The sequence below is a fragment of the Dietzia sp. 111N12-1 genome, assembly GCF_001658045.1.
Taxonomy (GTDB): Bacteria; Actinomycetota; Actinomycetes; order Mycobacteriales; family Mycobacteriaceae; genus Dietzia; species Dietzia kunjamensis.
Genome location: NZ_LSSV01000041.1, coordinates 1 through 23,332, shown reverse-complemented (window position 1 = coordinate 23,332; position 23,332 = coordinate 1). Strand labels below are relative to the sequence as shown.

Below are 23,332 nucleotides of genomic sequence, written 5' to 3'. Positions count from 1 at the left end.
CCCACAGGTCGTGGCAGGCGCGCAGCCGGGCGGCGGCCGCGCGATTCTCGGCGTGCAGTGCCGCCAGGGCTGCGGAGCTGGCGGCGGTGACGGCGGGACTGCCGGCCACCGCTCCGGCATCATCCCCGGTAGTCGTCTCCCGCATGTGCACCCCCTTGCCGGCGGTTGACCGCACGACCCTGATTCGCCTGTGTGTTCGATTGAGGGAACACTAGCAAGGGGGTCCGACATGAGGCTCTCAACTGCGAAAACAGGTGGAGGGCGCGCAGTCGAAGACCGCAGCGGGACCTACCGTCTCAGCCGCGCAGCAACGCCCGGTAGTGGTCGGCCAGGGCGGGGTGGTAGTCGGGGGAGAAGCGCAGGGCCTCCGGATCACAGCCCGCCTCGGCCTCGACCAACCGGTCCAGATAGAAGTCCCACCCGGGACCGATGTCGGACGCGGACTCGGCGTCCGCGATGTCCTGTTCCAGGGAGATGGTGACCTCGTCGTCGTCACCCTCGATGCGCACGGTGACCACCCAGCCGTCCGGTCCGATCCTGACGACGACGAGGTTCGGCGCCTCACACCGTAGTACCTCAACGGTCTCTGCGGGTGAGCCCTCCTCGGCGCACATCGTCATCTCGACGGTGCCCGACGCCGGGTCGCCCGACCACGACCCGATCCAGCGTGCGGTGCGGGCCGGATCGGTGACGGCCGCCCACGCCTGGTCACGGGACATGGGCAGCCGGCGGGGGAACACCACGGCGCCCGACGGGGCGAGGTATCCGGAGGCCCGGGGTGTGGCGGTCATGGCGACTCCTTCGCCGATAGCCCGGGGCTACTCCCTGGTGTCCCGGGGGAGCGTGGGCCCGGAGAGGTCCTCGGGGCTCGGCTGGTCGGTCGCCTCGTCGGGGTCCCTCGGGGCCTCCGGGTCCGCCTGGCCGGGCGCCCCGGCCTGGCCGGTGGACGACGCGGCCGGCGACCCCGCCGACGACCCGGACTGCCCCTCGCCTCCGGTGAGCTGGCGGTCGGCACCGGAGTCGGAACCCGAGTCGAGCCCCATCGAGGCGCGGATCTGCTCGAGCTTGCTCTTGCCCTCGGATTCGCGCGTGAACGCGGCGGCGTCGAGCTGTGCGGTCGATGTTGCGCCGGTCGCCTCGGCGAGCTCCTGCTTGCCCAGTGCGGTGGTGTAGCGGCCCTCGATCTTGGCGCGGATCTCGTCGAAGGTCGGGGAGTTGCCGCCGCCGGCGCCCTGCAGGGAGGTCATGGACTCGGTGGTCCGGTGCTGCATCTCGGCCTGGGTGGCCTGCAGGAGCAGCTGATCCTCCTGCGCCAGTGTCTCGCGCAGCCGCTGTTCGGACTCCTTCACCGCCTGCTTGGCCTGCTCTGCGGCCTGCACCGCCTGGCCGTGCAGCTGCTTGGTGTGGTCGAGGTCCTGTTCCAGTGCCACCAGCCGCCCGGCGAGCTGCTCGGCCTGGGTGTCGAACTGCTGGGCGCGGGCGGTGTCGCCCTCGGCGCGCGCCTGCTCGGCCACCTGCAGGGTCTGACGGATCTGTCCCTGCACCTCGTCGAGCTGCCGCGTCTTGGTGCCCATGGCGATCTCGAGCTGCTTGGCGTTGCCGATCACCGCGGCCGCCTGGTCGGACACCGACTTGTGCTGGTCGCGCGCGTGGTTCATCGCCTGGTGCACGAGGATCTTGGGGTCCGCGTTGTCGTCGACCGACTTGTCCAGCGAGGCCTTGAGGTAGTTCCAGCCCTTGGCGAAGGGGTTCGGCATGGCGGCGTCCTTAGATGTCTCGGTGTCAGGGGTCGGTGTCAGGTGTCCCGACGGCGGTGCGGTGCGTGTTCCTACCTCTTGACGGTACCGATCAGCGCGGCCACCGGCAGGGCGGTCCGTGGCAGGTACGGCTGACGCCACAGTCCGCCGGATGCCGCTCCCGACGACTCGTGCTGCCATTGCACGTCCACCTGCGGTCGGCCCACGTTGAGGTCGTGGACCATCAGCGCGGCGAGCAGGGCGGCGGAGGTGTCGGGCGCGAAGATCTCGATGCCGAAGGCGTAGGCGCCCTTGTAGGTGGCGGCGAGGATCTTGTTCTTGGTCACCGAGTGGGTGTCGGTGGCGGGGGCAACGTTGACCGAGACGGTGTGTCCGTCGGCGAACGCGGTGGTGGCGCGCCACCGCTGCACTCTCTTGGCGAGAGTGTAGTTGGGGCCCTGTTGGGGGACGAGGGCGTCGTGGATCGCCGGGCCGTGGCCGGCGGGGTAGTTGCGGGCGAAGACCTTGCCGCGGGCGACGGAACCGACGAGTCGCTTGACGTCGGTGATCTTGCGCGACGCGAGTGCCGCGTTGGCGGCCTCCCGCACGTCCGCGGGGACGATGAAGGTGTCCATCGGGGTGGCGAGGTAGGCGAGCGCGGTGGCGGTGTTGTCGCGGAGGAGGTCGACGACGAGGGCGTCCGCCGCGGAGGAGAGCTGGACGTGGGTTCCGCCGTCCGCGTAGAAGTAGCTGCCCACGGTGAGCGGTGCGGGGGCTGCGGCCCTGGCCCATGCCGCGAGTTCGGGGAGCTGGGTGAGCAGGTCGATGCCGGGGCGGCCGTCCGGTCCGGTGGGGACGTGCAGGCGCCCGGCGAATGTCGATGCCTGTTCGCGGAAGCGCTCCCACGCCGGACTCGACGGCAGGTCGACGCCCATCACGTCGGCGCCCCACTGCAGGAGGCGGCGGGCGGGCCCCATCTCCGAGCCGAGGCCCAGGACGAGCATGGCGCGGCCGGGCAGGGAGAGCCACTGCGGGTTGTCCTGGACCAGCTTCAGCGCGTCGGCGCAGCTGGGTTCGATCACACTGGCCGCGACCCACGTGTCCAGCCGGGCGCGCAGGAGGTCGCCGGTCAGTTCCTCGCCGCGGAAGGGGATGGACAACTCGCGGACCGGGGTCGCCGTGCCCTGGATCGTGTCCGTGGCCGGCGTGGTGGTGGGGGCGACGACGGCGAGGTAATCCGACATCGGGGTCTCCACGGATTGCCCGGCTGTGTCGTGCACGCCGACCATGCGGGACTGCAGCGACTCGAGGGCGGCCCGCGCGACACCGTCCCAGGCCGCCGGGTCGGACACCCCGGCGCTGACGAGTTCGGTGAAGGGATCGATGTACCCCTTACGCCAGTCCTTGATCCGGTGGACACGCTCGGAGGCGGCCGGGTCCACGGTGGCGAGTGCGTCGGCGACGACGTCCTTGGCCAGCCGTCCGGTCGAGCGGTTCCCGGAGGAATCGGTGGGGAAGAGGACTCCGGTGGTGCTCGATGCCATGACGCTCCTGAAGGTTGGGGATAATCCGAGGTTAACCTCAACTTCGGTCGGCGTGGTTCAACTCCGCCCAGTCTTGGACTCCTTGACGGCGCCACCACCCGAATGTGTGATTAAACTCACCTAACGGGCAATTGCCAGTAATCACTTAAAGCGAGTTTATTTCTTAATACTTACATATGCCGAGGTCGTGGGCCGAGAACGCCAGTGTGGGGCCCGATTTGGCGTCTAGCTGCGAGGTTGGCCAACCGCCCATCGTTGGCGTGTTGCTGTGTCATAGAAGAGCGTGGTGTAACAGCCCTGAGTATTACCTCGATATGGTGATGACACGATCGAACGGCGGGTGGTCAAGGCCACGTGCCGGGCCGGCGAGCAGGGGGAGATTCCGAATCGCCGCGTCGTCAACGACAACAGGAAGGCAATTCCTATGAAGAACTCCAAGCGGATGATGGCCGTCATCGCGGCCTCCGGACTCGTGCTCGGCGGCATGCCGGGCATCGCCAACGCTCAGGGCACCGGCAGTGCCGAGCTCGGACTCAACCTTGGTGGAGCACTTGGCTCCGGCGAGCTCGCCCTGGACCTCGGTCTCGCTCTTGGCTCGGACGCGACCGAGCTTCCGGATCTCGAGGACCTGCCCACTGGCTCGGACGGGCTGTTGTCGGGTTCGACGGGTGAGGATGCTCCGGACTTCGGTTCGATCACTGAGGGTTCGACGGATGCTGACGGCAACCTCGATCTGGGTTCGCTGACCGAGGGTTCGACGGGTGAGGATGCTCCTGACTTCGGTTCGATCACTGAGGGTTCGACGGATGCTGACGGCAACCTCGACCTGGGTTCGCTGACCGAGGGTTCGACGGGTGAGGACGCTCCTGACTTCGGTTCGATCACCGAGGGTTCAACGGATGCTGACGGCAACCTCGACCTGGGCTCGCTCGGGAGCATCACGGATTCATTCGATACGCTGAGTGCGGGTTCGACCGATGCTGACGGAAACCTCGATCTGGGTTCGCTGACCGAGGGTTCGACGGGTGAGGATGCTCCTGACTTCGGTTCGATCACTGAGGGTTCGACGGATGCTGACGGAAACCTCGACCTGGGCTCGCTCGGGAGCATCACCGACCCCTTTGATTCGCTGAGTGCGGGTTCGACGGACGCTGACGGCAACCTGGACCTGGGCTCGCTGACGGGGGGCACCGGTTCCGACTTCGGTTCGGGCGACATTGACGTCCCCGGCTCGGGCGCGGGTTCGGACGCCGGCACCCTCCTGGCCCTCGGTTCGCTGGCCGGAGCCGGGATCGGCCTTGGACTCGTCGTCTCCGGCGGCGTGAACCTCCCGCCGCTCCCCGAGATCAACGTGGGCCTCGTCTGCAACCTCCCGCCGGAGGCCATCGACTTCCTCAAGAGCAACGGCTCCATGGAGCAGGACGAGTGCGAGCCCGAGGAGGAGCAGAACTGAGGTTCTGCCCCCTCCGCCGCTGACTGAGTCAGCAACCGGATAGCTCTCCGGCGATCCCCCGTCGACCACACGGTCGGCGGGGGATCCGCCATTTCGGCCCCCCGGATACGCTCTCGGACATGGCCACCCCCGACTTCGTCCTCGAACTCCGCAAGCACGTGGGCACCGCCCCGCTGTGGCTGGCCGGGGCGACCGCGGTCATCCGGGATCCCAATGCAGCCCGCGTGCTCCTGGTCCGGCGCAGCGACAACGGTTGGTGGACGCCCGTCACCGGCATCGTCGACCCCGGCGAACACCCCGCCGACGCCGCCGTCCGCGAAGCCCACGAAGAAGCCGCGGTGGCCATCCGCGTCGACCGCGTCGCCTCCATCGGCGTCTCCCGCATGGTCACCTACGACAACGGCGACCAAGCCCAGTACATCGACCACACCTTCGCCTGCACCTACCTGGACGGCGACCCGCACCCGGCCGACGGGGAGAACACCGACGTCCGCTGGTTCGACGTCGACGACCTGCCTGAGATGCGACCCCACATGCTCGCCCGGATCGACGCCGGGCTGGCCGACGAGGAACGCGCCCGCATCGTCACCACCACCGAGGGCCCCACCACCGGATAGTCCACCACACCCCCCGGGGCATAGAATCGAGTCATGTCCGCCGACCGCCTCCGCGCCGAGGTCCCGCCCGCGGTGACCGCGGCCGTCGGCATCGTGGTGGCGCTGGTCAGCGGCGTGTTCGGCATCAGCGCCCACGGTCTCGCCGCCGGCGCCCTGGCGGGCCCGCCCACGTCGGGCCAGATCCTCTCCGTCGCGTCCGCGAGCGCCGGGGTCGGCGTGGTGACCGCCGCCGTCGCCCGCCGCCGGACCCCCGTCCTCGCCGCCGCGGCCGGCCTGATCGCGGGGCAGGGACTCGTCCACCTCGTACTGGCCTCCGGCCACACCCACGGCGCCGCCGGCGCACCCGGAGCGCTCGGTCACCACACCACCGACCCGGCAGCGGTCCGGGCCGCGATGGACGCCGTCGGCCTCGTCCCCGCATCCTCCGCGTCAACACTGCTCACCCCGGGGATGCTGGGCGCCCACGTGGCAGCGATCGCGACGACGCTCGCGCTCGTCGCGATCCTCTCCGGGACACTGTCCTGGCTGGCGGCTCGGACACCGCCCATGGTGGCGACGGCCCACCTCGTCGTCGTCGCCCGACTCCTGGCCTCCTACGACGCCGACGTCCCCCGCGGACGGTTCCTCCTGGCCCGCGGGGGAACCCGCGCGCCGCCCGTGGCGGTGTGACCACCACCCGCACCGGTACGCGCCCCGCGCTGCCGGGCGATCACACACACCACATCAAGGACTCCCACGCCATGCGTACCCACACCCGTGCCGCTCTCGCCGCGGCCACCGCACTCGCGCTCGCCCTCACCGCCGCCTGCGCGACCGACGACACCGACACCACGACCGTAGCCACTCCCGCCGCCGCGGCCGACACCGCAGACTCCGCCGCCTCCACGCCCGTCACCTTCGACGACGGCTGGGCCAAGGCCACCGGCACGGAGATGACCGGCGTCTTCGGCACCATCACTAACCCCGGCGACACCGACCTGCACCTGACCGGCGTCGACAGCGACCTCGGCGGCAGCGCCGAACTGCACGAGACCGTCCCCGGCGCCAGCGGGATGATGATGCAGGAACGCGAGGACGGCTTCGTCATCCCCGCCGGCGGCGAGCTCGTCCTGGAACCCGGCGGCAACCACATCATGCTCATGGAGCTGGGGCGACCCATCACCACCGGCCAGCAGATCACCCTCACCCTCGAGTTCGACGGCGCCGAGCAGGACGTCACCGTCTCCGCCCGCGACTTCCGGGGCGGGGAAGAGGAGTACGTCGGCGGCGGTCACGGCGAGATGAGCGGGGGCATGGGCAGCGATGGCTGAGCAGGACCGTCGCGGCCTGTCCCGGCGGTCGGTGCTCAGCGGCGGCGTCGCGGCGGCGGTGGGTGCCGGCGTCGTCGGTGGCACTGTCCTGGGCGGTGCGGCGGGATACGCGGGGCGAGGCGTCGTAGACGACGACGAGGCGATCCGAGACTGGAAGACCGTCGCCGACTCACGGGTCGTCGGGGCGGCCACCGAACCGTTCCACGGCCCGCACCAGGCCGGCATCACCACGCGTCCGCAATCGCATGCGGCGTTCGTGGCGTTCGACATCGTCCCGGGGGCGACCCGCACGGAGATCCAGGGAGTCCTGCGGGCGTGGTCCCAGGACGCCGCCCGGCTCACCCGGGGGCGAGGCGGACTCGCCGACCTCGAACCCGAGCTCGCCGAGGATCCGGCGCGGCTCACGGTGACGATCGGGTTCGGCCCCGGGCTGTTCGACGCGATCGGGATGCCGGACAAGCGGCCCACGTGGCTCGCTCAATTGCCGGCGTTCCCACAGATCGACCGACTCGAGGACCGGTGGTCCGAAGGGGACCTGCTGCTGCAGATCTGCGCCGACGACCCGGTGATCGTCTCCCACGCCGCCCGGGTGTTGGCCTCCGGCGTGCGGGGGGTCGCGCGACAGAAGTGGGTGCAGCGGGGCTTCCGCAAAGCCGTCGGCACCGACCCGACCGGGCGGACCCAGCGCAATCTGTTCGGGCAGGTCGACGGCACCGTCAACCCCACCGAGCAGGACGTGGACTTCGATCAGGTCCTGTTCTCCGACGGCACCTCGTCTGACGGGCAGGTCCAGCGGTGGATGCGGGGTGGGTCCTCGCTCGTGCTGCGTCGGATCCGCATGACGATGGACACGTGGGAGGAGATCGACCGCACCTCACGCGAGCTGAGCGTCGGCCGGCGGCTCGACACCGGCGCGCCGCTGACCGGGGTGCACGAGCACGACCCGGCCGACTTCGACGCGGTCGACGAGGTGGGCCTGCCGGTGATCCCGCCGGAGTCCCACATCGTGCGGGCGCGGCAGCTCGACCGGAGCGAGGCCATGCTCCGGCGGCCGTACAACTACGACGACCCGCCGGAGGGCGGCGAGATCAGCAACTCCGGGTTGCTGTTCACCGCCTATCAGGCCGACCCCGTGCGGACATATGTGCCGGTTCAGCGGCGGCTCGCGGAGCAGGACGCGCTCAACACGTGGACCATCCCCATCGGGTCGGCGGTGTTCGCGCTCCCGCCCGGTGCACCGGAGGGCGGGTACGTGGGGCAGGGGCTGTTCGAGGGCTGACGGGCGCCCCCAACGACGCAGCCGCCCGCCTCACGACGCAGCCGCCCCCGGGCGTGGCGTCCGGCGCGCGCTTCGGTGCGCGCGAGACGCCATCCCCAGGGGCGGCTGTGGTCGTACCGGAGTGGCGGCGGTCAGATGGCGGCAGCGATCGCCTGCGCCATGGCCTGCTGGCCCAGTGAGGTGGGGTGCATTGGGTACGCGTTGGTCGGGGCCCCGCCGGTGAAGTCGGTCCAGCGCTCGTCAGCCTCTCCGCAGGCGCTGCGGTCGACGGTGGTGTCGACGGGCAAGACGGAGACGTGGCCGTTGCGGACGGCGGCGGCGTTGACGGCGTCGTTAATCCTCGCGGTCACCTCGCGAGCCCAGTTCAGGTTGTCCACTCCGATGAACTGGGTGAACTGACAACCGTCCTCGTTCGAGGCGGGGAGAAGAGGCAGGTACTGGGTGGCGATCACGGTCGCACCGGGCGAGCGCTGTTTGATCGCCGCATAGACCTTGTCGACCGCGCCGACTTTGCCGAAGACGTTGGCGATGGCGGTGCTGACCTGGTCGTCCAGCTGGCCCCTGCAATCGAGGGGAGCTCCGGGAGCGCCACCGGAAATGCACTCGACGATGGCGCCGAAACCGACGTCGTTGCCGCCGATGGAGAGGGTTACCAGATCGGTGTCGGAGTCGAGAGCGTCGATCTGGGGCGCGACGCCCGAGTGCTGCTCCTCGAAGATGTCTTCGGTCACCGCTCCGCCGCACGTAGCGTCGGCGAGCTCGCCGATCGCCGTATTCACGTCGAGCACATTCGGATAGTTGGTCAGACTGCGGCCGCACCGGGCGGCGGGGCCATCCGTGACCACGGGCTCCGTCTGGTCCCCGAACGCGGCATAGGAGTCGCCGAGCGCCACGTAGTCGGCGTAGGCCGGAGTCGAGAGCGAGCCGAGCGACCCGGCGACACTGCCCGGGATATCGTTGGTGGCGCCGAGGGAGCTGACGGCGATCGTGCCGTCCGCCTGGGTGATGGACTGGGCACCAGCGACGGGTGTGGCCGTGAGGACGACGGACGCGGCCAGGGCGAGGGAGGTGGTGAGGGTGCGGGAACCGGCGAAGCGGCGCCGAGGAGTGGTGAGCATGAGCTCAATGTTCTCTCATCGACGCCGCTTCGTTACCGAATTGGGCCCAACTGGACAGTCGTCAGGTGACGTGACTGAACTCAGGCATCGCCCAGCGCGGCGAGCACCCGATCCGCGACGTGCGCATGGCCGGCGGTGGTCGGATGGACCGGCACCGCGCCCGTGTCCAGCCCGGTGAAGTCCACCCAGCGGTTCTCGGGCGGGGTGCACATCGAGTGGCCCGGTTCATCGGGGATCACGACAGTGGCGCCGTTGCGCTCGGCGGCGTCGCGGACGACGCGGTTGATGCTGTCCTGGAAGCCGCGGACCTTGGCCCGCTCCTCCCGGCTGATCGCCATGAACGGAGCGCAGGCCGGGGATTGCTCGATGATCCGGTCGTCCGCGGGCACCGCGGCCAGGTACCCGACCGTCACCACGCGGGCCTGCGGTGCGCGCTCGGCGATCCCGGCGTACACCGCGTCCATGCGCTGGTCGAGAGTCTCGAGCGCGCGGGCGGCCTGCCTGTCGATGACGTCCGAGCACCCGGCGGTGGGATCGAAGCCCTTCGACAGGCTCGCCGTCGCGCCGTCGACGAGCGGCAACAGCTCGGGTGCGGTGTTGGGCCGCAGGGCGCACGCCACGATCACGGCGGCGAAGCCCACGTCATTACCGCCGATCGTCATGGTCACCAGGTCGGTATCGGCGTCGAGGGCGTCGAACTGGGGAGGAGCCCCGGTCCGGCCGACCGCGAGGAAGTCGTCGGCCACCGCGCCACCGCAGCTGGCGTTGACGAACGTGCCCACCCCCAGCTCGCGGGCCACCACGGTGGGATAGGCGTCGTCCGTGCGGACGCAGGCGACGGGGCCGGCCCCCCACGCGCCGGGTGCGATCTTCCCGACGGCCGCGTAGGAGTCGCCGAGAGCCACATACTTGGACGGGCCGGTGCCCGCACCCGACAGGACGGTCGGGCCCATCCCGGTACCGGTCACCTGACCGGCGATGGTGCCGCCCAGGGTCTGCGCCGACCCGGCGGCGAGCTCGAGCGGGGAGGCCTGCGGGGCGATGGGGCCTGGGATGGCGGGAGCGGCCCCGGCGGGGGCCGCCAGCAGCGGGGACAGCAGGGCGGCGGTGGCCGCGACGGCACCGGCGACCAGGCGGCTCGCGGCGCGGCGGGGAGGAGAAGTGTGCATGGGATCACTGTCTCATCAACACATGTCTAGTTGGCGTCCCTCCCGAGGCCTTCCGGGGCACGCGGGGAGGCCTCGGGAGGCCCCGGGAGGGACGCCCGGCCCGTCAGTCGACGGGCGGGGCCGCGGGGAGTCGGACGACCTGGCCGGCGTAGGAGAGGCCGGCGCCGAACCCGATGCACAGTGCGACGTCGCCCTGCTTGGACTGGCCCTCGCGCAGCATGGCCTCCATGGCCAGCGGGATCGAGGCGGCCGAGGTGTTGCCGGTCTGCTCGATGTCATTCGCGATCGCCACGGTGTCGGGCAGACCGAGGTGCTTGGCCATCGCCGAGTTGATACGGCCGTTGGCCTGGTGCGGGACGAATGCCTGGATCTGCTCCGCGGTCACGCCCGCCGTCTCCAGCGTCTCGGCGCACACCTTCGAGACCTGCACCGCGGCCCAGCGGAACACCTTGGACCCGTCCATGGTCAGGTAGGGCTGCAGTACGTCCTCGGCGCCGGAGTCGACCTCGTCGATGTAGGCCTTGAAGTCCTTGGTCTGGCTGATGGCGCTGCCCTGCTCGCCGTCGGAACCCCACACCACCGGGCTGATGTCGTTGGTTTCGGAGGGGCCCACCACCGCGGCACCGGCGCCGTCGCCGAAGATGAACGCCGTGTTGCGGTCGGTGAAGTCGATGCCGTCGCTCATCTTCTCCACACCGATCACCACGACGTACCGGGAGGCGCCGCCACGGATCATGTTCGTCGCGACCGCCAGGCCGTACCCGAACCCGGCGCAGCCGGCGGTGAGGTCGAACGCGGCGATGCCGTTACGTCCGAGGTTCGTGGCCACCTGGGGCGCGGCGTGGGGCACCTGCGTCCAGTTGGTCGACGTGCACAGGATGACCGCGTCGACGAACTCGGGGTCGATCCCGGCGGAGACCACGGCCTTCTTCGCCGCCTCGGTGGACATCATGACGATCGACTCGTCGGCGCTCGCGAAACGGCGGTTGAGGATCCCGGACCGCTCGTAGATCCACTCACTGGTCGAGTCGATCGTCTCGCAGATCTCCTCGTTGCTGACGACGCGCCCGGGGCGGTACGCGCCGATACCCAGCAGGGTGGTGCCGGTGGCGCCCCCGCTGGTCGCGATGGTCACGGTCTCGTTGGAATCCGCCATACGGATGTAGCTCCTCGTCGGTGTGCGGTTCGGGATCGGGCCGTGCTCACGCGGCCCGTGACGTTACTTCCCCGCAACAGTACTGGGGTCGGTGGGAACATCGGCGCATACGACCGCGACGTTTCGCCCCCGACAGCGCCCACCCCCGGCGATGCCCACCGCCGACAGCGTCCAGGCGCGTGGGCACCCGGCTCACCCGCGGGCGAGCCCCTCGAGCCACTCCCGCCAGCGCGGCGCGTCCCAGGTAGGAGGGACGTCCACTGCGGCGGCCCCGAGCGGTCGGCCGTCGCTACCGGGGGCGTCGACGTACTCGAACACCCGCACCGCCAGCGCGGCCCGGCCGACGGCGTCCTCGTGGGTCTCGCCGGCGGGGAAGGCGAACAGCTCGAGCATGCCGTCGGCCGGCGCCGAGAGGATGAGCGTCCGCGAGGCCTCGGACCCGGTCGCCACGATGCCGCCCACCTCACCGGACCTGGCGACCACGCCGCCGTCACCCGGGTTCCCGCCCACACCGGACGCCGGGGCGATGAGCGCCGCCGTGACCCGGGCCCACAGCTCCGGCACCGTGGCCTCGACCGGATCGGTGGCCGCGTCCACGGTCACCACTCCGTCGGCCGGGCGATGGGTCAGCCGGTGGGCCAGCACCGTCAGCGCCTGCACCCACCCGTCGAGACTGCCATCCACAGACTCCTCCGCCAGTTGCCCGCCGGAGCCGAACCCCGACCGCAGGGTGAGCACGCTGCCGCCCTCGCCGTCGTCGACCACCTCACACGACGTCTCCCACGGCGGCACCGGGACGCCCTCGCCCATCCAGTCCCGCTCGGCGTAGGAGAACAGTCCGGGCACACTCCCGGCGGGCGGCGTGTAGACGGTGATCTCGCCGACCGTCGCGGTGAGCATCGCCTCGGCCGCGGCCTCCGGGCCGGTCGTGGGATCGGGGGCGCCGGGGTCGGCGAACTGCACGATCCGGCCCCCGACCTGGGGTTCCATCGCGCACGGCACGAACCAGGAGGAGATGCCCTCGCCGGTGGCGACCGCGTCCCACACCACCGCGGGCGCCACGGGGAGCGGCACCCGGCACGCCACGCGCCGACCGCCGTCCTCGGTCTCGATCCCCGCCGTCACGTCGTACACGGGCGTACTCCCCTCACCGGTCCGCTGCTCTTGCCGCGTAACGCTACCGGCGCGCCGGCCGGACGTAGTGTGGCGGTCGTGAGTGCGACGACCGGGAGGCGAGTGGGTGGCGGTAGTGCCCGGACCGGTACCACCCGCGGACCGATCGCAGCGACCGCCCTGCTCTTCGCCGCCAACGGTGCGATCTTCGGCGCCATCGTGCCCCGCCTGCCCGACCTGAAGAACGCGCTCGACCTGGGCCCGGCCGGATTCGGCCTGGCCATGGCCTGCTATCCGGCCGGCGCGCTGGTCGGCGGCCTGCTCACCCCCGCGTTGATGCGGCGGCATTCGGACGGGGCGGTCGCGGTCGCGGCGATGGTCGTGGCGTCGGGTATCGCGGCACTCGTCGGCTTCTCGCCCGTCGTGGCCGTGTTCGCGGGATTGCTGCTGCTGTTCGGGCTGACTGACGCGATCACCGACGTGGCGATGAACGCCCACGGGATCCGCGTGCAGTCGCGTCACGGCAGGTCGCTGATCAACCGGTTCCACGCGGTGTGGTCGCTCGGCGCGGCGCTCGGGGCGGCCGGGGGATCGGTGGCCGCGGGCACCGGCACGCCGGTGGTGGGGCAGATGATCTTGGCGGGAGTCGTCTGTGCGCTCGCCGCGCTGGCCGCACTTCCCCTCCGGCTGGGTCCGCCGGTCGCCGAGGACGACTCCGGGCGCGACCTCGACACCATGCCCCCGTCCGCCGCGTCGTCTCCCGCCGAGCGGCGCGTCTCCCGCCGCGTGCCGGTCGGTCGCGCGCTGCTGCTCCTGCTCGCGCTGGGGGTGCTCGCCGGATGCGCCACCCTCGTCGAGGACTTCGCCCAGACCTGGTCCGCGCTCTACCTGCGCGAGGTCGCGGCAGCGGGCGCCGGCCTGGCGGGTCTCGGGTTCGTCGCGGTGCAGGGCACGCAGCTCGTCGGTCGCGTCACCGGTGACCGCCCGGTCGAGGGGTTCGGCGCGGCGCACGTCGGCCGGATGGGCGGAGCGTGCGTGGTGCTGGGCTCGGGTGCTGCGCTGGTCGCGTCGTCGCTGCTCGACGGCCCCGCCCTGCTGATGGTCCTGCTCGCGGGATTCGCGCTGGCCGGGTGGGGCATCGCCACCGTGATCCCGGGTGCGATGGTCGCCGCCGACTCCGTGCCCGGCCTGGCTCCCGGCGCGGGCCTGGCGGTGCTCAACTGGGTCCTGCGACTGGGCTTCCTGGCCTCCCCGCCGCTCGTCGGTCTCATCGCGGAGCATGTCGGGATGCGCTGGACGGTCGTGCCGATGCTGGTGGGCGGCGTGCTCATCGCCGCGCTCGCGGGGCCGCTGCTCGGCCGCCACACGAGGGGAGATCGACGTGGATGACCGGGTGTTCGTCAAGAGGGGCTCCCGCCACGGCCCCGACTTCTTCCGCCACGAGGCCGCGGGTCTGGCCTGGCTCGCCGCGGCCCCCGGCGGGCCGAGGGTGGTCCGGGTGGAGGAGGTCGACGACGACGAGATCACCCTCGAGAGAATTCCCGCGGGTCGCGCGACGACGCGGGCGGCTCTGCGGTTCGGTCGGTCGCTGGCGGCGATGCACGATGCGGGCGCGGCCGCCTGGGGCGCACCCGCGGACGGCTGGGCGGGCCGGTGCTTCATCGGCAACCGGCCCCAGGAGTGTGCGCCCACCGCGTCGTGGGGCGAGTTCTACGCCGAGCAGCGGGTCCGCCCGTTCGTCCGGATAGCGGTGGACCTCGGTGTCCTCGGCGGCGCCGACCTCGCCGTGGTCGAGCGGGCCTGCGACCGCGTCGCGTCCGGCGAACTCGACGACCCCGGCGACGTCCCCGCGCGCCTCCACGGCGACCTGTGGACCGGCAACGTGCTGTGGACCCCGGCGCGGGCCGGAGGGGAGGGCGGCGGAGAGAACGACGTCGGGGCCGTGCTCATCGACCCCGCCGCGCACGGCGGCCACCGCGAGACCGATCTGGCCATGTTGGCCCTCTTCGGCGCCCCGCACCCGGACGAGATCCTCCGCGGGTACGACGAGGCGCACCCGCTTCGTGAGGGATGGCGCGACAGGGTCCCGCTGCATCAGCTGCACCCGCTGGCCACCCACTCCGCCGGGCACGGCGCCGGCTACGCGATCGCGCTGGCCGACGCCGCCCGGCAGGTCCTACGGCTCTAGGCCGGTCAGCCCGCCGCCGGGCTGATGCGGAACACGGAGTCGCGATTGTCGGCGTCGGAGGTCGTCACCAGCAGCGAGCCGTCGGGCTCGGGCGCCAGGGACCGCAGGCGACCGAACTCGCCCTCGAGCAGCACCGACCCATCGACGACCGAGCGACCGTTATCGCCGAGCCGAAGCAGGACCAACTTCTGGGTCTTGAGGTTCGCCATCGCCAGCGCACCCTCCCACTCGCCCCACTCCGGTCCCAGGAACTCGATGTCGGCGGGCGCGAGGGTCGGGGCCCCGGAGGACCAGACCGCCTCGATCGCGTCCGGGAACTCCTCGGTGTCGGTCATCGGCACGTTCTGGTTGTACTGCCCCCCGACGTTCGGGTTCCAGCCGTAGTTCCCGCCGGACTGGAGGAGGTTGACCTCGTCGTCGACGTCCGGGCCGTGCTCGGCGGAGTAGACGCGCCCGGAGTCCGGGTCGATCGCCAGGCCCTGCACGTTGCGGTGGCCGATCGTGTGGATCACCGAGTCGGAATCTCCGGCCGGGGTGCCGTCGGGGTCGATGTGCAGGGTCTTTCCGGCCAGCGAGTCGAGGGACTGTGGGCCGGTCGGGCCGTAGGTGTCTCCGGCGCCCACGTAGATCGACCCGTCGGGGGCGGCGAGCAGACGGCAGCCGCTGTGGATGCCGTCGGCGCCGAGGGGAATCCCGGTGAGGGTGTCACGGACCCTGGTCATGGTGGTCCAGTTCTCGTCGACCTCGAACGTCGTGACCCGGTTGTCTCGCTCGCCGCCGACCGCGCGGGACCAGCATACGTGGATCTCGCGGTTCTGGTCGAAGCCCGCGTCCACGGCCATGCCCATGAGGCCGCTCTCGGACTGGCGGAACAGGCCCGGCAGGTCGATCGACACGGTGCGCTGCTCCTCGCCCGGGCGCTGCACGAACATCCGGCCACCGCGCTCGCCGGTGAGGAGGGTGCCGTCCGGGGCGCGGACCACGTCCCACGGGACGTTCAGCCCGTTCATGACGACGGCGGTCTCGACGTCCGGACCCTCGACGATCTCGACGTCCGGTCCGGCACCGATGCCGGGGGTCGGCGGGAACAGCAGGCCAGGTGGGACCGAACCAGTGTCCACCGACCCCGTCGATCCGGGTCCGAGCGAACCGAACTGGGCGGACGCCATGGCGGGGAGGGCGAGGTGACGACGGCGGCAGCGGCGGCGGCCCCTGCGAGGGTGCGGGTGCGGGACGAACGGGGCATGGGGCGGTCGTGCACGGAGAACTCCCTGCTGTGGTGTGGGAAGTGATGCGAGCCACAGGCTATGGGCCACAATCGGGCAGCGGTACCGGTCCGGGGCCGGGGTGGGGTCTCAGCCTGCTGCGGGCCGGACGCGCAGGATCTCATCCTCGCCACCACCGTTGGAGGTGGTGACGAGCAGCGACCCACCGGGCTCCGGGGTGATCGAGCGCAGGCGGCCGTGTTCTCCTCGCAGGATCGCTGCGGTCGCGGTGACGGAGGTGCCGTCCTCGGACAGCGTCATGAGGACGATCTGGCTGGTCTTGAGCATTGCGACCGCCAGGGCGCCGTCCCACTCGCCCCACGCGGGGTCGTCGAGGAACGCGATCCCGCCCGGCGCGAGGGTCGGGTCCCCGGATCGCCACGACGCCTCCACCGCGTCGGGGAAGTCGCGGGTGTCGGTCATCGGCACGTCCTGGTCGTATCGGCCGCCGGAGTCCGGGTCCCACCCGTAATTGGACCCGGGGAGCACGAGGTTCACCTCGTCGTCGACATCCGGCCCGTGCTCGGCGGCGACGATCTGATCGGAGTCCGGCCGCAGGGCCAGCCCCTGCACGTTGCGGTGACCGTACGTCAGGACGGGGGAGTCGCCGATGGTGTCGTCGGCCGGCTCGCCGTCGCGGGTGACGTGCAGGATCTTGCCCGAGAGCGCATCGAGGTCTTGGGGCGCCGGGCCGGTGAACGCATCGCCGGTGCCGATGTACGGAGTGCCGTCCGGGTGGACCAGGATGCGGCAGCCCGAGTGCAGGCCCCGGTCGGCCAGCAGGATGCCGTCCACGAGAACCCGTGGCGACTGGAGGGCGGACCAGTCCTCGGTGGCGGTCCAGGAGGTGACGCGGTTGTCGTCCGCCTCGGCCGAGGAATGGCAGGTGTAGACCTCGCGGCTGGTGGCGAAGTCCCTTGCCAGTGCCATCCCCATCAGGCCGCTCTCGCCCCGGTCGTAGAGCTCGCCGAAGTCCGCGTCGACAACGGTCCGCTCCCCGCTCCCGCGGATCGCGTACAGGGTGCCCGAACCCCGCTCGCCGGTGACGATGACGCCCTCGGGGTCGCGGACGACGTCCCAGGGGATCGTCAGCCCGTCGGCGACCGTCTCCACCTCGACGACGGGGCCCTGCGTGGCAGGGTGCCCGGGGGGCTGCGACCCGACTGGGCCGGCGCCCGGGGCGCCACCGGAGTCGGTGCCGCCGGAGCCGACGCCATCCGGGTCGCCGGTCGTCGAGCAGGCGGTGAGCGTGACGACCACGGCCACCGCCACGAGCGCGGCCGGCCGGGCGAGGAGGCGGGGGAACTCGGTGCGGTGCACAGCTACTCCTGGGCCGGGGTGAGGGGATCCGGAAGGGCTCCCTCCCTGCGGCCGAACCTATTCGACGCGCGGGCCGCGCGACACCGGATCTCGGCCCGGCGGGTCCGGCCCGGCGACGAGAAGAGCGTCCCGCACACGTCGCCCGAGAGGCAGGTGTGCGGGACGCTCTTCTCGACGACGGAGCCCGGTCGGGCCGCGTGCCGGGTGGGGCCTAGAGCTCCTCGATGCTCGCGGTCGCGTGCACGGTGCCCAGCTTCTTGGGATTGCGCACGGTCAGCGACCAGGCGGGATCCCCGGCGCCGCCGCGACGGGCGTAGATGCCCAGCCTGGCCGGCAGGATCACGGGCTTGCCGAACTCGACCGAGTAGCGGGCCCGCTCGGGGATCCCGCCCTCGACCGTGCCGAGCAGCGTGGCGGCCGTCCACATGCCGTGGGCGATGACGTTCGGGAAGCCGAACGCCTTCGCGCCCACCTTGGACACGTGGATGGGATTGCGGTCCCCGGACACGGCCGCGTACTCCGCGATCTGCGCCTCGGACACCGACTTCACCACGGTGGGGTCGCCGATCTCGGCCGCGGTCGGCGGCTCGGGCCTCGGCGGGCGCGGGGCGTCCTTGGCCGGGGTCAGCGAGGTCCGCCGCTTCGAGAGCAGGCCCGACCGTTGCACCCAGGCGGGCTCGTCGTCGTCACCGGTACGGATCTCGGTGACCACGTCCAGCAGCAACCCGGCGGGGTGCTCACGCAGGTTCTCGGCGTGCGCCCGGATGTTGAGCTCGTCGCCGACCCGCAGCGGGCGGCGCGATTCGATCTCGTTGGTCAGGTGCACCGACCCCATCGCCGGCACCGGGTAGTCCGGATCCAGCATGAGCTGCATGCTCAGCGGGAACGCCAGGGTGAACGGGTAGGTCAGCGGCAGCTCGTCGGTCAGCCGCAGGCCACAGACGCGGGCGTAGGCGGCCAAGTTGGCCACGTCCACGCGCACGCCGGCGACCTCGACGCCCTTCGACGGCATGGCCTTGCCGTCGCGGGAGCCGCCCACGACGGGCAGGGCTCCCACCGCGGCCTTGCCGTACTGGGCGAGCAGGTTGGGGATGGCGGGAAGGCGGGTGTACTCCACGTCAGATCACGCACCCAGCAGGGACTGGCCGCACACGCGGATCACGTTGTTGGTGACCGTGGACGAGGCGGGGTTGGCGAAGTAGGCGATCGTCTCGGCCACGTCGACCGGCAGACCGCCCTGCTGCATGGAGTTCATGCGACGGCCGGCCTCGCGGGTGGCGAACGGGATGGCGGCCGTCATCTGCGTCTCGATGAAGCCCGGCGCCACGGCGTTGACGGTGACGTTCTTCGAGGCCAGCTCGGCCGAGGCGCCGTTGACGAACCCGATGACACCGGCCTTCGAAGCCGCGTAGTTGGTCTGGCCGCGGTTACCGGCGATGCCGGCCATCGAGGACACACCCACGACGCGCGAGCCCTCGCCCAGCACGCCCTTCTCGGCGAGCTCGGCGGTGATGCGCTCGGGGGCGATGAGGTTGACGGCCATGACGGAGTCCCAGCGGGCGCTGTCCATGCCGGCCAGCGTCTTGTCACGGGTGATGCCGGCGTTGTGGACGAGCACGTCGACGCGGCCGTCGTGACGCTCTGTCACGTGCTTGGCCAGGACCTCGGCGGCGTCGGCGGCGGTGACGTCCAGCGGCAGCGAGGTGCCGCCGACCTTGTTGGCGGTGGCGGACAGCGACTCTCCGGCGGCCGGGATGTCGCAGCAGATCACGTGCGCGCCGTCGCGGGAGAGCACGGCCGCGATCTCGGCGCCGATACCGCGGGCGGCGCCGGTGACGACGGCGAGCTTGCCCTCGAGCGGGCGGTCCCACGATGCCGGGGCGGTGGCCGAGCCGGCCCCCACGCGGAACACCTGCGCGTCGACGTACGCCGACTTGCCGGACAGGATGAACCGCAGGGTGGACTCGAGCCCGGAGGCTCCCGCGTCGGCGTCGGGGGAGACGTACACGAGCTGGACGGTGGAGCCGCGCTTCATCTCCTTGCCGAGCGAGCGGGTGAAGCCCTCGAGCGCGCGCTGGGCGATGCGCTCCTCGACCGAGCCCGTCTCCTCCGGGGTGGTGCCCAGCACGACGATGCGGCCGCTGGCGGCGACGTTGCGGACGACCGGGTTGAAGAACTCGAACAGGGCCTTGAGGTCCTCCGGGCGACGCAGCGAGGTGGCGTCGAAGACGAGGCCGGCGAACTTGCCCTCGGCGCCCGCGGCGGCCAGCTCGTAGTCGCCGACCAGCATCTCCCGGACGGGCTCGGCCAGGCGGCCCTCGCCGCCGATGAGGACGGGACCGTGCAGGGCGGGCTGTCCGGCCTCGTACCGACGCAGCTGCTCCGGCTGCGGGAGGCCGACCTTGCCGGCGATGAACGACCCCGGGGCCGAGGTCACGAACTGCGAGTAGAGGTCGAGGTTGCCCTGTGCCATGGCGATCATCTCCTGGAGAGGTGCGGTACTACGGGTCGACAAGTAACTTACTGCTGAGTAACAATACGTGCAGGGCCGCGTTTCGGGCCACCGGACACCGAGAACACAACGGGAGTGACACACGTGACCACCAGCCCCCGCAAGGTCGCCATCGTCGGCGGCAACCGAATCCCCTTCGCCCGCTCGAACGGCAAGTACGCGGACGCCTCCAACCAGGACATGCTCACCGCCGCGATCGACGGACTGGCCAGCCGCTACAACCTCCAGGGCAAGCGCGTCGGGTCGGTCGTCGCCGGCGCCGTGCTCAAGCACTCCCGCGACTTCAACCTCACCCGCGAGTCGGTGATCGGCTCGGTGCTCGACTCGGCCAGCCCGGCCTACGACGTCCAGCAGGCCTGCGGCACCGGCCTGGCCGCCGCGATCCAGGTGGCCGACGCGATCGCCCTCGGGCGTATCGAGTCCGGCATCGCCGGAGGCACCGACACCACCTCGGATGCGCCGCTCTCGGTGAACGACGACCTGCGCAAGACCCTCATCAAGGTCAGCTCCGCCAAGTCCACCGTCGACCGCCTGAAGCTCCTCGGCGAGATCCGCCCGCAGGGCCTCGTGCCCGAGCAGCCGCAGAACGCCGAGCCGCGTACCGGGCTGTCGATGGGTGAGCACGCCGCCATCACCGCCCGCGAGATGGGGGTGACGCGCGCCGACCAGGACGCGCTGGCCGTCGCCAGCCACCACAACCTCGCCGCCTCCTACGAGTCCGGTTTCCAGGACGACCTCGTGACGCCCTACCTCGGCGTGGCCCGCGACGACAACATGCGGCCCGACTCCTCCGAAGAGAAGCTGGGCAAGCTCAAGCCGGTCTTCGGCAAGCGCGACGCCGAGGCCCACGGCACCGAGGCCACCATGACGGCCGGCAACTCCACCCCGCTGACCGACGGCGCCTCCACCGTGCTGCTGGCCAGCGAGGAGTGGGCGAAGGAGAACAAACTGCCGGTCCGCGCCTACCTGGTGGACTCGGAGACCGCCTCGGTGGACTTCGTCCACGGCCACGACGGTCGCACGCCCGACGGGCTGCTCATGGCCCCCACCTACGCGGTGCCGCGGCTGCTGGCCCGCAACGGCCTGACCCTGCAGGACTTCGACTACTACGAGATCCACGAGGCGTTCGCCTCGCAGGTGCTGGCCACCCTGGCCGCGTGGGAGTCCGAGGAGTACTGCACCGAGCGCCTGGGCCTGGACAAGGCCCTGGGGTCGATCGACCGCTCCAAGCTCAACGTCAACGGCTCGTCGCTGGCGGCTGGTCACCCGTTCGCCGCCACCGGCGGCCGCATCCTGGCCGCCGCGGCCAAGCTGCTCGAGCAGAAGGGCTCCGGCCGGGCGCTCATCTCCGTCTGCGCCGCGGGCGGCCAGGGCGTCACCGCGATCGTGGAGCGCTGACCCCCGCACCTCGTCCATCTCGCCGCGGGCTCGTCCCGTGAGTCCGATGAGCGCAGCCCCCGCGTCCGGCGCGGGGGCTGCACTCATCGGTATCGGTCCGTCATAGTGGTGTTCACAGTGGTTCGGGCGGGGACGTCCCCGGCCGGCGGCCCGCGGGGTTCCGCCGTCCCCCGCTCGGGAGGAGGTGGATGACGCGTGGTCGAGTCCCACGATGACGACACCCCGGCACGCCCCGTCGCGATCGAGGGCGCGGGCCCGCTCCCGGCTGCGTCCGACCGACATCGGTACCGGGTGCGGTCGCGGTGGATCTACACCGGTGTGGGCCTGTTCATGGCACTCGCGGTCCTGTACGGCTTCGATCTTGTGCACAGCATCGGCCGGGTCCCGCGCGGGACGGAGGTCGCCGGCATCCAGGTGGGCGGGATGCGGACCGCCGACGCCGAACAGCGACTGATCGCCGAGCTCGGACCGCGGGTCGACGACGAGGTGGATCTGCGCGCCGGGGCCGTGTCGACCACGCTGGACCCCGACTCGGTCGGCCTGTCGGTGGACTGGCAGGGCACGCTCGACCGGGGCGGTGAACAGCCCCTCAACCCGCTGAAGCGGCTGATCAGCGTGGTGTGGTCGACCGAGGTCGGGATCGCCAGCGTCATCCCGGACGCCCGGCTGACCGATTTCCTCGAGCGCCTCGCCCTCCAGGCGGACTTCGAACCCCGCGAGGGCGCCATCTGGTTCGACCGGGATCAGGTCCGCTCGGCCATCCCGCTCGACGGGCAGCGCCTACAGATCGAGAACTCCCGCGACGCGGTGCTCGAGCACTGGCTCGACGACGACGGAGTGGACCTGCCCGTCGACTACACGCCCACCGAGACCGACGCCGAGCAGGTGCGGGCGCTGATCCGGGACGTGGCCGAGCCCGCCGCCTCCCGGGACCTGACGCTGCTGGCCTCGCGGATGCGCGACGACGGCACCGAGCCGGCGACCATCACCGTCACCACCAGGCTCCCCGCCCCGCCATCGGCCCCCGGGCGCGAGCGGCCCGAGCCCGCCGAGCGGGAGATCGAGATGGTCGACCCGGACGACCCGGGCGCGGTGCCGGTGCTTTTCCCCCGCGACCGGATCGGGGAGTACCTCAGCTTCGTCCGCGAGGGCGGCGTGCTCGAGCCCCGCTTCGACGCCGACGCCGCCAAGGGGATCCTGGACCCGCTCCTGGAGGAGACCGAGCAGGTGGGCAGGGACGCGAGTTTCGAGTTCAGCGGGTCGAGCGCCACCATCGTGCCCGCGGTCCAGGGACGCACCGTCGAATGGGGCCCGCTGCTCGGTCGGCTGCCCGGGCAACTCACCGACGTCGACGGCCCCCGCGTGCTCCCCGTCGGCTACGTGGGCCGCGACCCCGAGCTGACCACCGCGGAGGCCGAGCGGGCCGGCATCCGCGAGCCCGTCGGCCAGTTCACGGTGGCCGTCGGCGCGAGCGGACAGGCCCAGTCGATGATCGCCTCGCTGGCCGGGCACTTCATCCCGGCGGGCGGGAGTTTCTCCATGGCGGAGGTCGCCGGCACCGTCTCCGGAGACGTGTCCGCCGACGCCGTCGCCACCGCCCTGTTCAACGCTGCGTTTGACTCCGGCGCACAGGACCTCGTCCGCAGCTCCCGCGGTGTCGACGGCGACGCGTTCCCGGCGGGCCGCGATGCCACCGCCTCGGCCGACGTCGGATTCCGAAACGCCCAGGACACCGGCCTGGTGATCGATGCATCGGGTAGCGGCAACTCGGTGACGGTCCGGCTGTGGGGGACGCCCGAGTACACGGTGAGGGTCTCGACGGCCCCCCGGACCGACATCCGGCGGGCCCAGACCCGGGTCGTCGGCACGGCCGGGTGTACCCCGAGTCCGGGCGCAGACGGGTACACCGCCCGCGTGACCCGGGTCGTCCTGCGCGGCGGCGACACCGTGAGCACCGACACCGTCTCGTCGAGCTACGCGCCGCGAGACCGGATCGTGTGCCGGGCCGAGACTCCCGAGGACGACGATCCCACCTCGTCACCGCCACCACCGCCGCCCGCGCTCCCCGGACCCGGTGACCCGATCCGGATCCCGGGCCTACCGGAGTTCCGCATTCCCGGCGTGCCCGGCAACTAGTGGGCATCTCCGTTAGTT

The 23,332-nt window shown here is 71.6% G+C and carries 20 protein-coding genes; 9 read left to right on the top strand and 11 right to left on the bottom strand.

Going from position 1 to position 23,332, the window contains the following annotated elements:
- Positions 1 to 296 precede the first annotated feature (296 nt).
- The 3 genes from AYO52_RS11380 to AYO52_RS11370 all read right to left on the bottom strand — a co-directional run bounded on the left by AYO52_RS11380 (position 297) and on the right by AYO52_RS11370 (position 3,280).
- Positions 297 to 791, bottom strand: a complete 495-nt coding sequence (locus AYO52_RS11380) for an SRPBCC domain-containing protein (RefSeq protein WP_067717278.1) — start codon at positions 789 to 791, stop codon at positions 297 to 299.
- 27 nt (positions 792 to 818) lie between these two features.
- Entirely contained in the window at positions 819 to 1,757 is a 939-nt protein-coding gene (locus AYO52_RS11375) for a PspA/IM30 family protein (RefSeq protein WP_067717274.1), read from the bottom strand.
- A 71-nt stretch (positions 1,758 to 1,828) separates the two neighbouring features.
- Positions 1,829 to 3,280 (bottom strand): hypothetical protein, encoded by a 1,452-nt coding sequence (locus AYO52_RS11370; RefSeq protein ID WP_067717271.1) that lies wholly within the window; start codon positions 3,278 to 3,280, stop codon positions 1,829 to 1,831.
- A 424-nt stretch (positions 3,281 to 3,704) separates the two neighbouring features.
- Here AYO52_RS11370 and AYO52_RS11365 point away from each other — a divergent pair, with 424 nt between their 5' ends.
- From AYO52_RS11365 to AYO52_RS11345, 5 genes are all read left to right on the top strand, one after another.
- Entirely contained in the window at positions 3,705 to 4,733 is a 1,029-nt protein-coding gene (locus tag AYO52_RS11365; protein WP_067717268.1) for a hypothetical protein, read from the top strand.
- Between the two features lie 119 nt (positions 4,734 to 4,852).
- Positions 4,853 to 5,350, top strand: coding sequence for an NUDIX domain-containing protein (locus tag AYO52_RS11360; RefSeq protein WP_067717265.1), 498 nt, complete (start codon positions 4,853 to 4,855; stop codon positions 5,348 to 5,350).
- A 33-nt stretch (positions 5,351 to 5,383) separates the two neighbouring features.
- Positions 5,384 to 6,019, top strand: coding sequence for a hypothetical protein (locus AYO52_RS11355; RefSeq protein WP_067717262.1), 636 nt, complete (start codon positions 5,384 to 5,386; stop codon positions 6,017 to 6,019).
- Entirely contained in the window at positions 6,016 to 6,660 is a 645-nt protein-coding gene (locus AYO52_RS19200; RefSeq protein ID WP_082923959.1) for a copper chaperone PCu(A)C, read from the top strand. The genes AYO52_RS11355 and AYO52_RS19200 overlap by 4 nt, the downstream gene beginning before the upstream one ends.
- The gene (locus tag AYO52_RS11345; RefSeq protein WP_067717259.1) at positions 6,653 to 7,939 is read left to right on the top strand and encodes a Dyp-type peroxidase; all 1,287 of its coding nucleotides are present in this window, start codon (positions 6,653 to 6,655) and stop codon (positions 7,937 to 7,939) included. The genes AYO52_RS19200 and AYO52_RS11345 overlap by 8 nt, the downstream gene beginning before the upstream one ends.
- A 131-nt stretch (positions 7,940 to 8,070) precedes the next feature.
- On the opposite strand, the gene AYO52_RS11340 is transcribed toward AYO52_RS11345, so the two are convergent.
- The 4 genes from AYO52_RS11340 to AYO52_RS11325 form a co-directional block, all read right to left on the bottom strand.
- The gene (locus AYO52_RS11340; protein WP_067717256.1) at positions 8,071 to 9,057 is read right to left on the bottom strand and encodes an SGNH/GDSL hydrolase family protein; all 987 of its coding nucleotides are present in this window, start codon (positions 9,055 to 9,057) and stop codon (positions 8,071 to 8,073) included.
- Positions 9,058 to 9,137: 80 nt separating this feature from the next.
- Complete coding sequence (locus AYO52_RS11335) at positions 9,138 to 10,226, bottom strand: SGNH/GDSL hydrolase family protein (RefSeq protein ID WP_067717254.1); 1,089 nt, start codon at positions 10,224 to 10,226, stop codon at positions 9,138 to 9,140.
- Positions 10,227 to 10,329: 103 nt separating this feature from the next.
- Positions 10,330 to 11,382, bottom strand: coding sequence for a beta-ketoacyl-ACP synthase III (locus AYO52_RS11330; protein ID WP_067717251.1), 1,053 nt, complete (start codon positions 11,380 to 11,382; stop codon positions 10,330 to 10,332).
- Positions 11,383 to 11,574: 192 nt separating this feature from the next.
- Positions 11,575 to 12,516 (bottom strand): SRPBCC domain-containing protein, encoded by a 942-nt coding sequence (locus AYO52_RS11325; protein ID WP_067717248.1) that lies wholly within the window; start codon positions 12,514 to 12,516, stop codon positions 11,575 to 11,577.
- Positions 12,517 to 12,594: 78 nt separating this feature from the next.
- Here AYO52_RS11325 and AYO52_RS11320 point away from each other — a divergent pair, with 78 nt between their 5' ends.
- Complete coding sequence (locus tag AYO52_RS11320) at positions 12,595 to 13,884, top strand: MFS transporter (RefSeq protein WP_253702101.1); 1,290 nt, start codon at positions 12,595 to 12,597, stop codon at positions 13,882 to 13,884.
- Entirely contained in the window at positions 13,877 to 14,683 is an 807-nt protein-coding gene (locus AYO52_RS11315; protein WP_253702098.1) for a fructosamine kinase family protein, read from the top strand. The genes AYO52_RS11320 and AYO52_RS11315 overlap by 8 nt, the downstream gene beginning before the upstream one ends.
- 5 nt (positions 14,684 to 14,688) lie before the next feature.
- Here AYO52_RS11315 and AYO52_RS11310 read toward each other — a convergent pair whose 3' ends face one another.
- From AYO52_RS11310 to AYO52_RS11295, 4 genes are all read right to left on the bottom strand, one after another.
- Complete coding sequence (locus AYO52_RS11310; RefSeq protein ID WP_067717241.1) at positions 14,689 to 15,852, bottom strand: sorbosone dehydrogenase family protein; 1,164 nt, start codon at positions 15,850 to 15,852, stop codon at positions 14,689 to 14,691.
- 186 nt (positions 15,853 to 16,038) lie between these two features.
- A complete protein-coding gene (locus AYO52_RS11305; protein WP_067717238.1) occupies positions 16,039 to 17,268 on the bottom strand; it encodes a sorbosone dehydrogenase family protein in 1,230 nt (409 codons plus the stop codon).
- A 211-nt stretch (positions 17,269 to 17,479) separates the two neighbouring features.
- A complete protein-coding gene (locus tag AYO52_RS11300; protein WP_067717235.1) occupies positions 17,480 to 18,385 on the bottom strand; it encodes a MaoC/PaaZ C-terminal domain-containing protein in 906 nt (301 codons plus the stop codon).
- 6 nt (positions 18,386 to 18,391) lie between these two features.
- Positions 18,392 to 19,741 (bottom strand): 3-oxoacyl-ACP reductase, encoded by a 1,350-nt coding sequence (locus AYO52_RS11295; RefSeq protein WP_067717281.1) that lies wholly within the window; start codon positions 19,739 to 19,741, stop codon positions 18,392 to 18,394.
- A gap of 123 nt (positions 19,742 to 19,864) precedes the next feature.
- Here AYO52_RS11295 and AYO52_RS11290 point away from each other — a divergent pair, with 123 nt between their 5' ends.
- Both AYO52_RS11290 and AYO52_RS11285 read left to right on the top strand, forming a co-directional pair.
- Positions 19,865 to 21,178, top strand: a complete 1,314-nt coding sequence (locus AYO52_RS11290; protein ID WP_067717232.1) for an acetyl-CoA C-acetyltransferase — start codon at positions 19,865 to 19,867, stop codon at positions 21,176 to 21,178.
- A 195-nt stretch (positions 21,179 to 21,373) separates the two neighbouring features.
- Positions 21,374 to 23,314, top strand: a complete 1,941-nt coding sequence (locus AYO52_RS11285; protein ID WP_067717229.1) for a VanW family protein — start codon at positions 21,374 to 21,376, stop codon at positions 23,312 to 23,314.
- The last annotated feature ends 18 nt before the right edge of the window (positions 23,315 to 23,332 follow it).

What these genes read in the sequence shown, in the direction of transcription:
- AYO52_RS11380 (WP_067717278.1), bottom strand. Translation starts at nt 791, where the DNA reads ATGACCGCCACACCCCGGGCCTCCGGATACCTCGCCCCGTCGGGCGCC.
- AYO52_RS11375 (WP_067717274.1), bottom strand. Translation starts at nt 1,757, where the DNA reads ATGCCGAACCCCTTCGCCAAGGGCTGGAACTACCTCAAGGCCTCGCTG.
- AYO52_RS11370 (WP_067717271.1), bottom strand. Translation starts at nt 3,280, where the DNA reads ATGGCATCGAGCACCACCGGAGTCCTCTTCCCCACCGATTCCTCCGGG.
- AYO52_RS11365 (WP_067717268.1), top strand. Translation starts at nt 3,705, where the DNA reads ATGAAGAACTCCAAGCGGATGATGGCCGTCATCGCGGCCTCCGGACTC.
- AYO52_RS11360 (WP_067717265.1), top strand. Translation starts at nt 4,853, where the DNA reads ATGGCCACCCCCGACTTCGTCCTCGAACTCCGCAAGCACGTGGGCACC.
- AYO52_RS11355 (WP_067717262.1), top strand. Translation starts at nt 5,384, where the DNA reads ATGTCCGCCGACCGCCTCCGCGCCGAGGTCCCGCCCGCGGTGACCGCG.
- AYO52_RS11345 (WP_067717259.1), top strand. Translation starts at nt 6,653, where the DNA reads ATGGCTGAGCAGGACCGTCGCGGCCTGTCCCGGCGGTCGGTGCTCAGC.
- AYO52_RS11340 (WP_067717256.1), bottom strand. Translation starts at nt 9,057, where the DNA reads ATGCTCACCACTCCTCGGCGCCGCTTCGCCGGTTCCCGCACCCTCACC.
- AYO52_RS11335 (WP_067717254.1), bottom strand. Translation starts at nt 10,226, where the DNA reads ATGCACACTTCTCCTCCCCGCCGCGCCGCGAGCCGCCTGGTCGCCGGT.
- AYO52_RS11330 (WP_067717251.1), bottom strand. Translation starts at nt 11,382, where the DNA reads ATGGCGGATTCCAACGAGACCGTGACCATCGCGACCAGCGGGGGCGCC.
- AYO52_RS11310 (WP_067717241.1), bottom strand. Translation starts at nt 15,852, where the DNA reads ATGGCGTCCGCCCAGTTCGGTTCGCTCGGACCCGGATCGACGGGGTCG.
- AYO52_RS11295 (WP_067717281.1), bottom strand. Translation starts at nt 19,741, where the DNA reads ATGGCACAGGGCAACCTCGACCTCTACTCGCAGTTCGTGACCTCGGCC.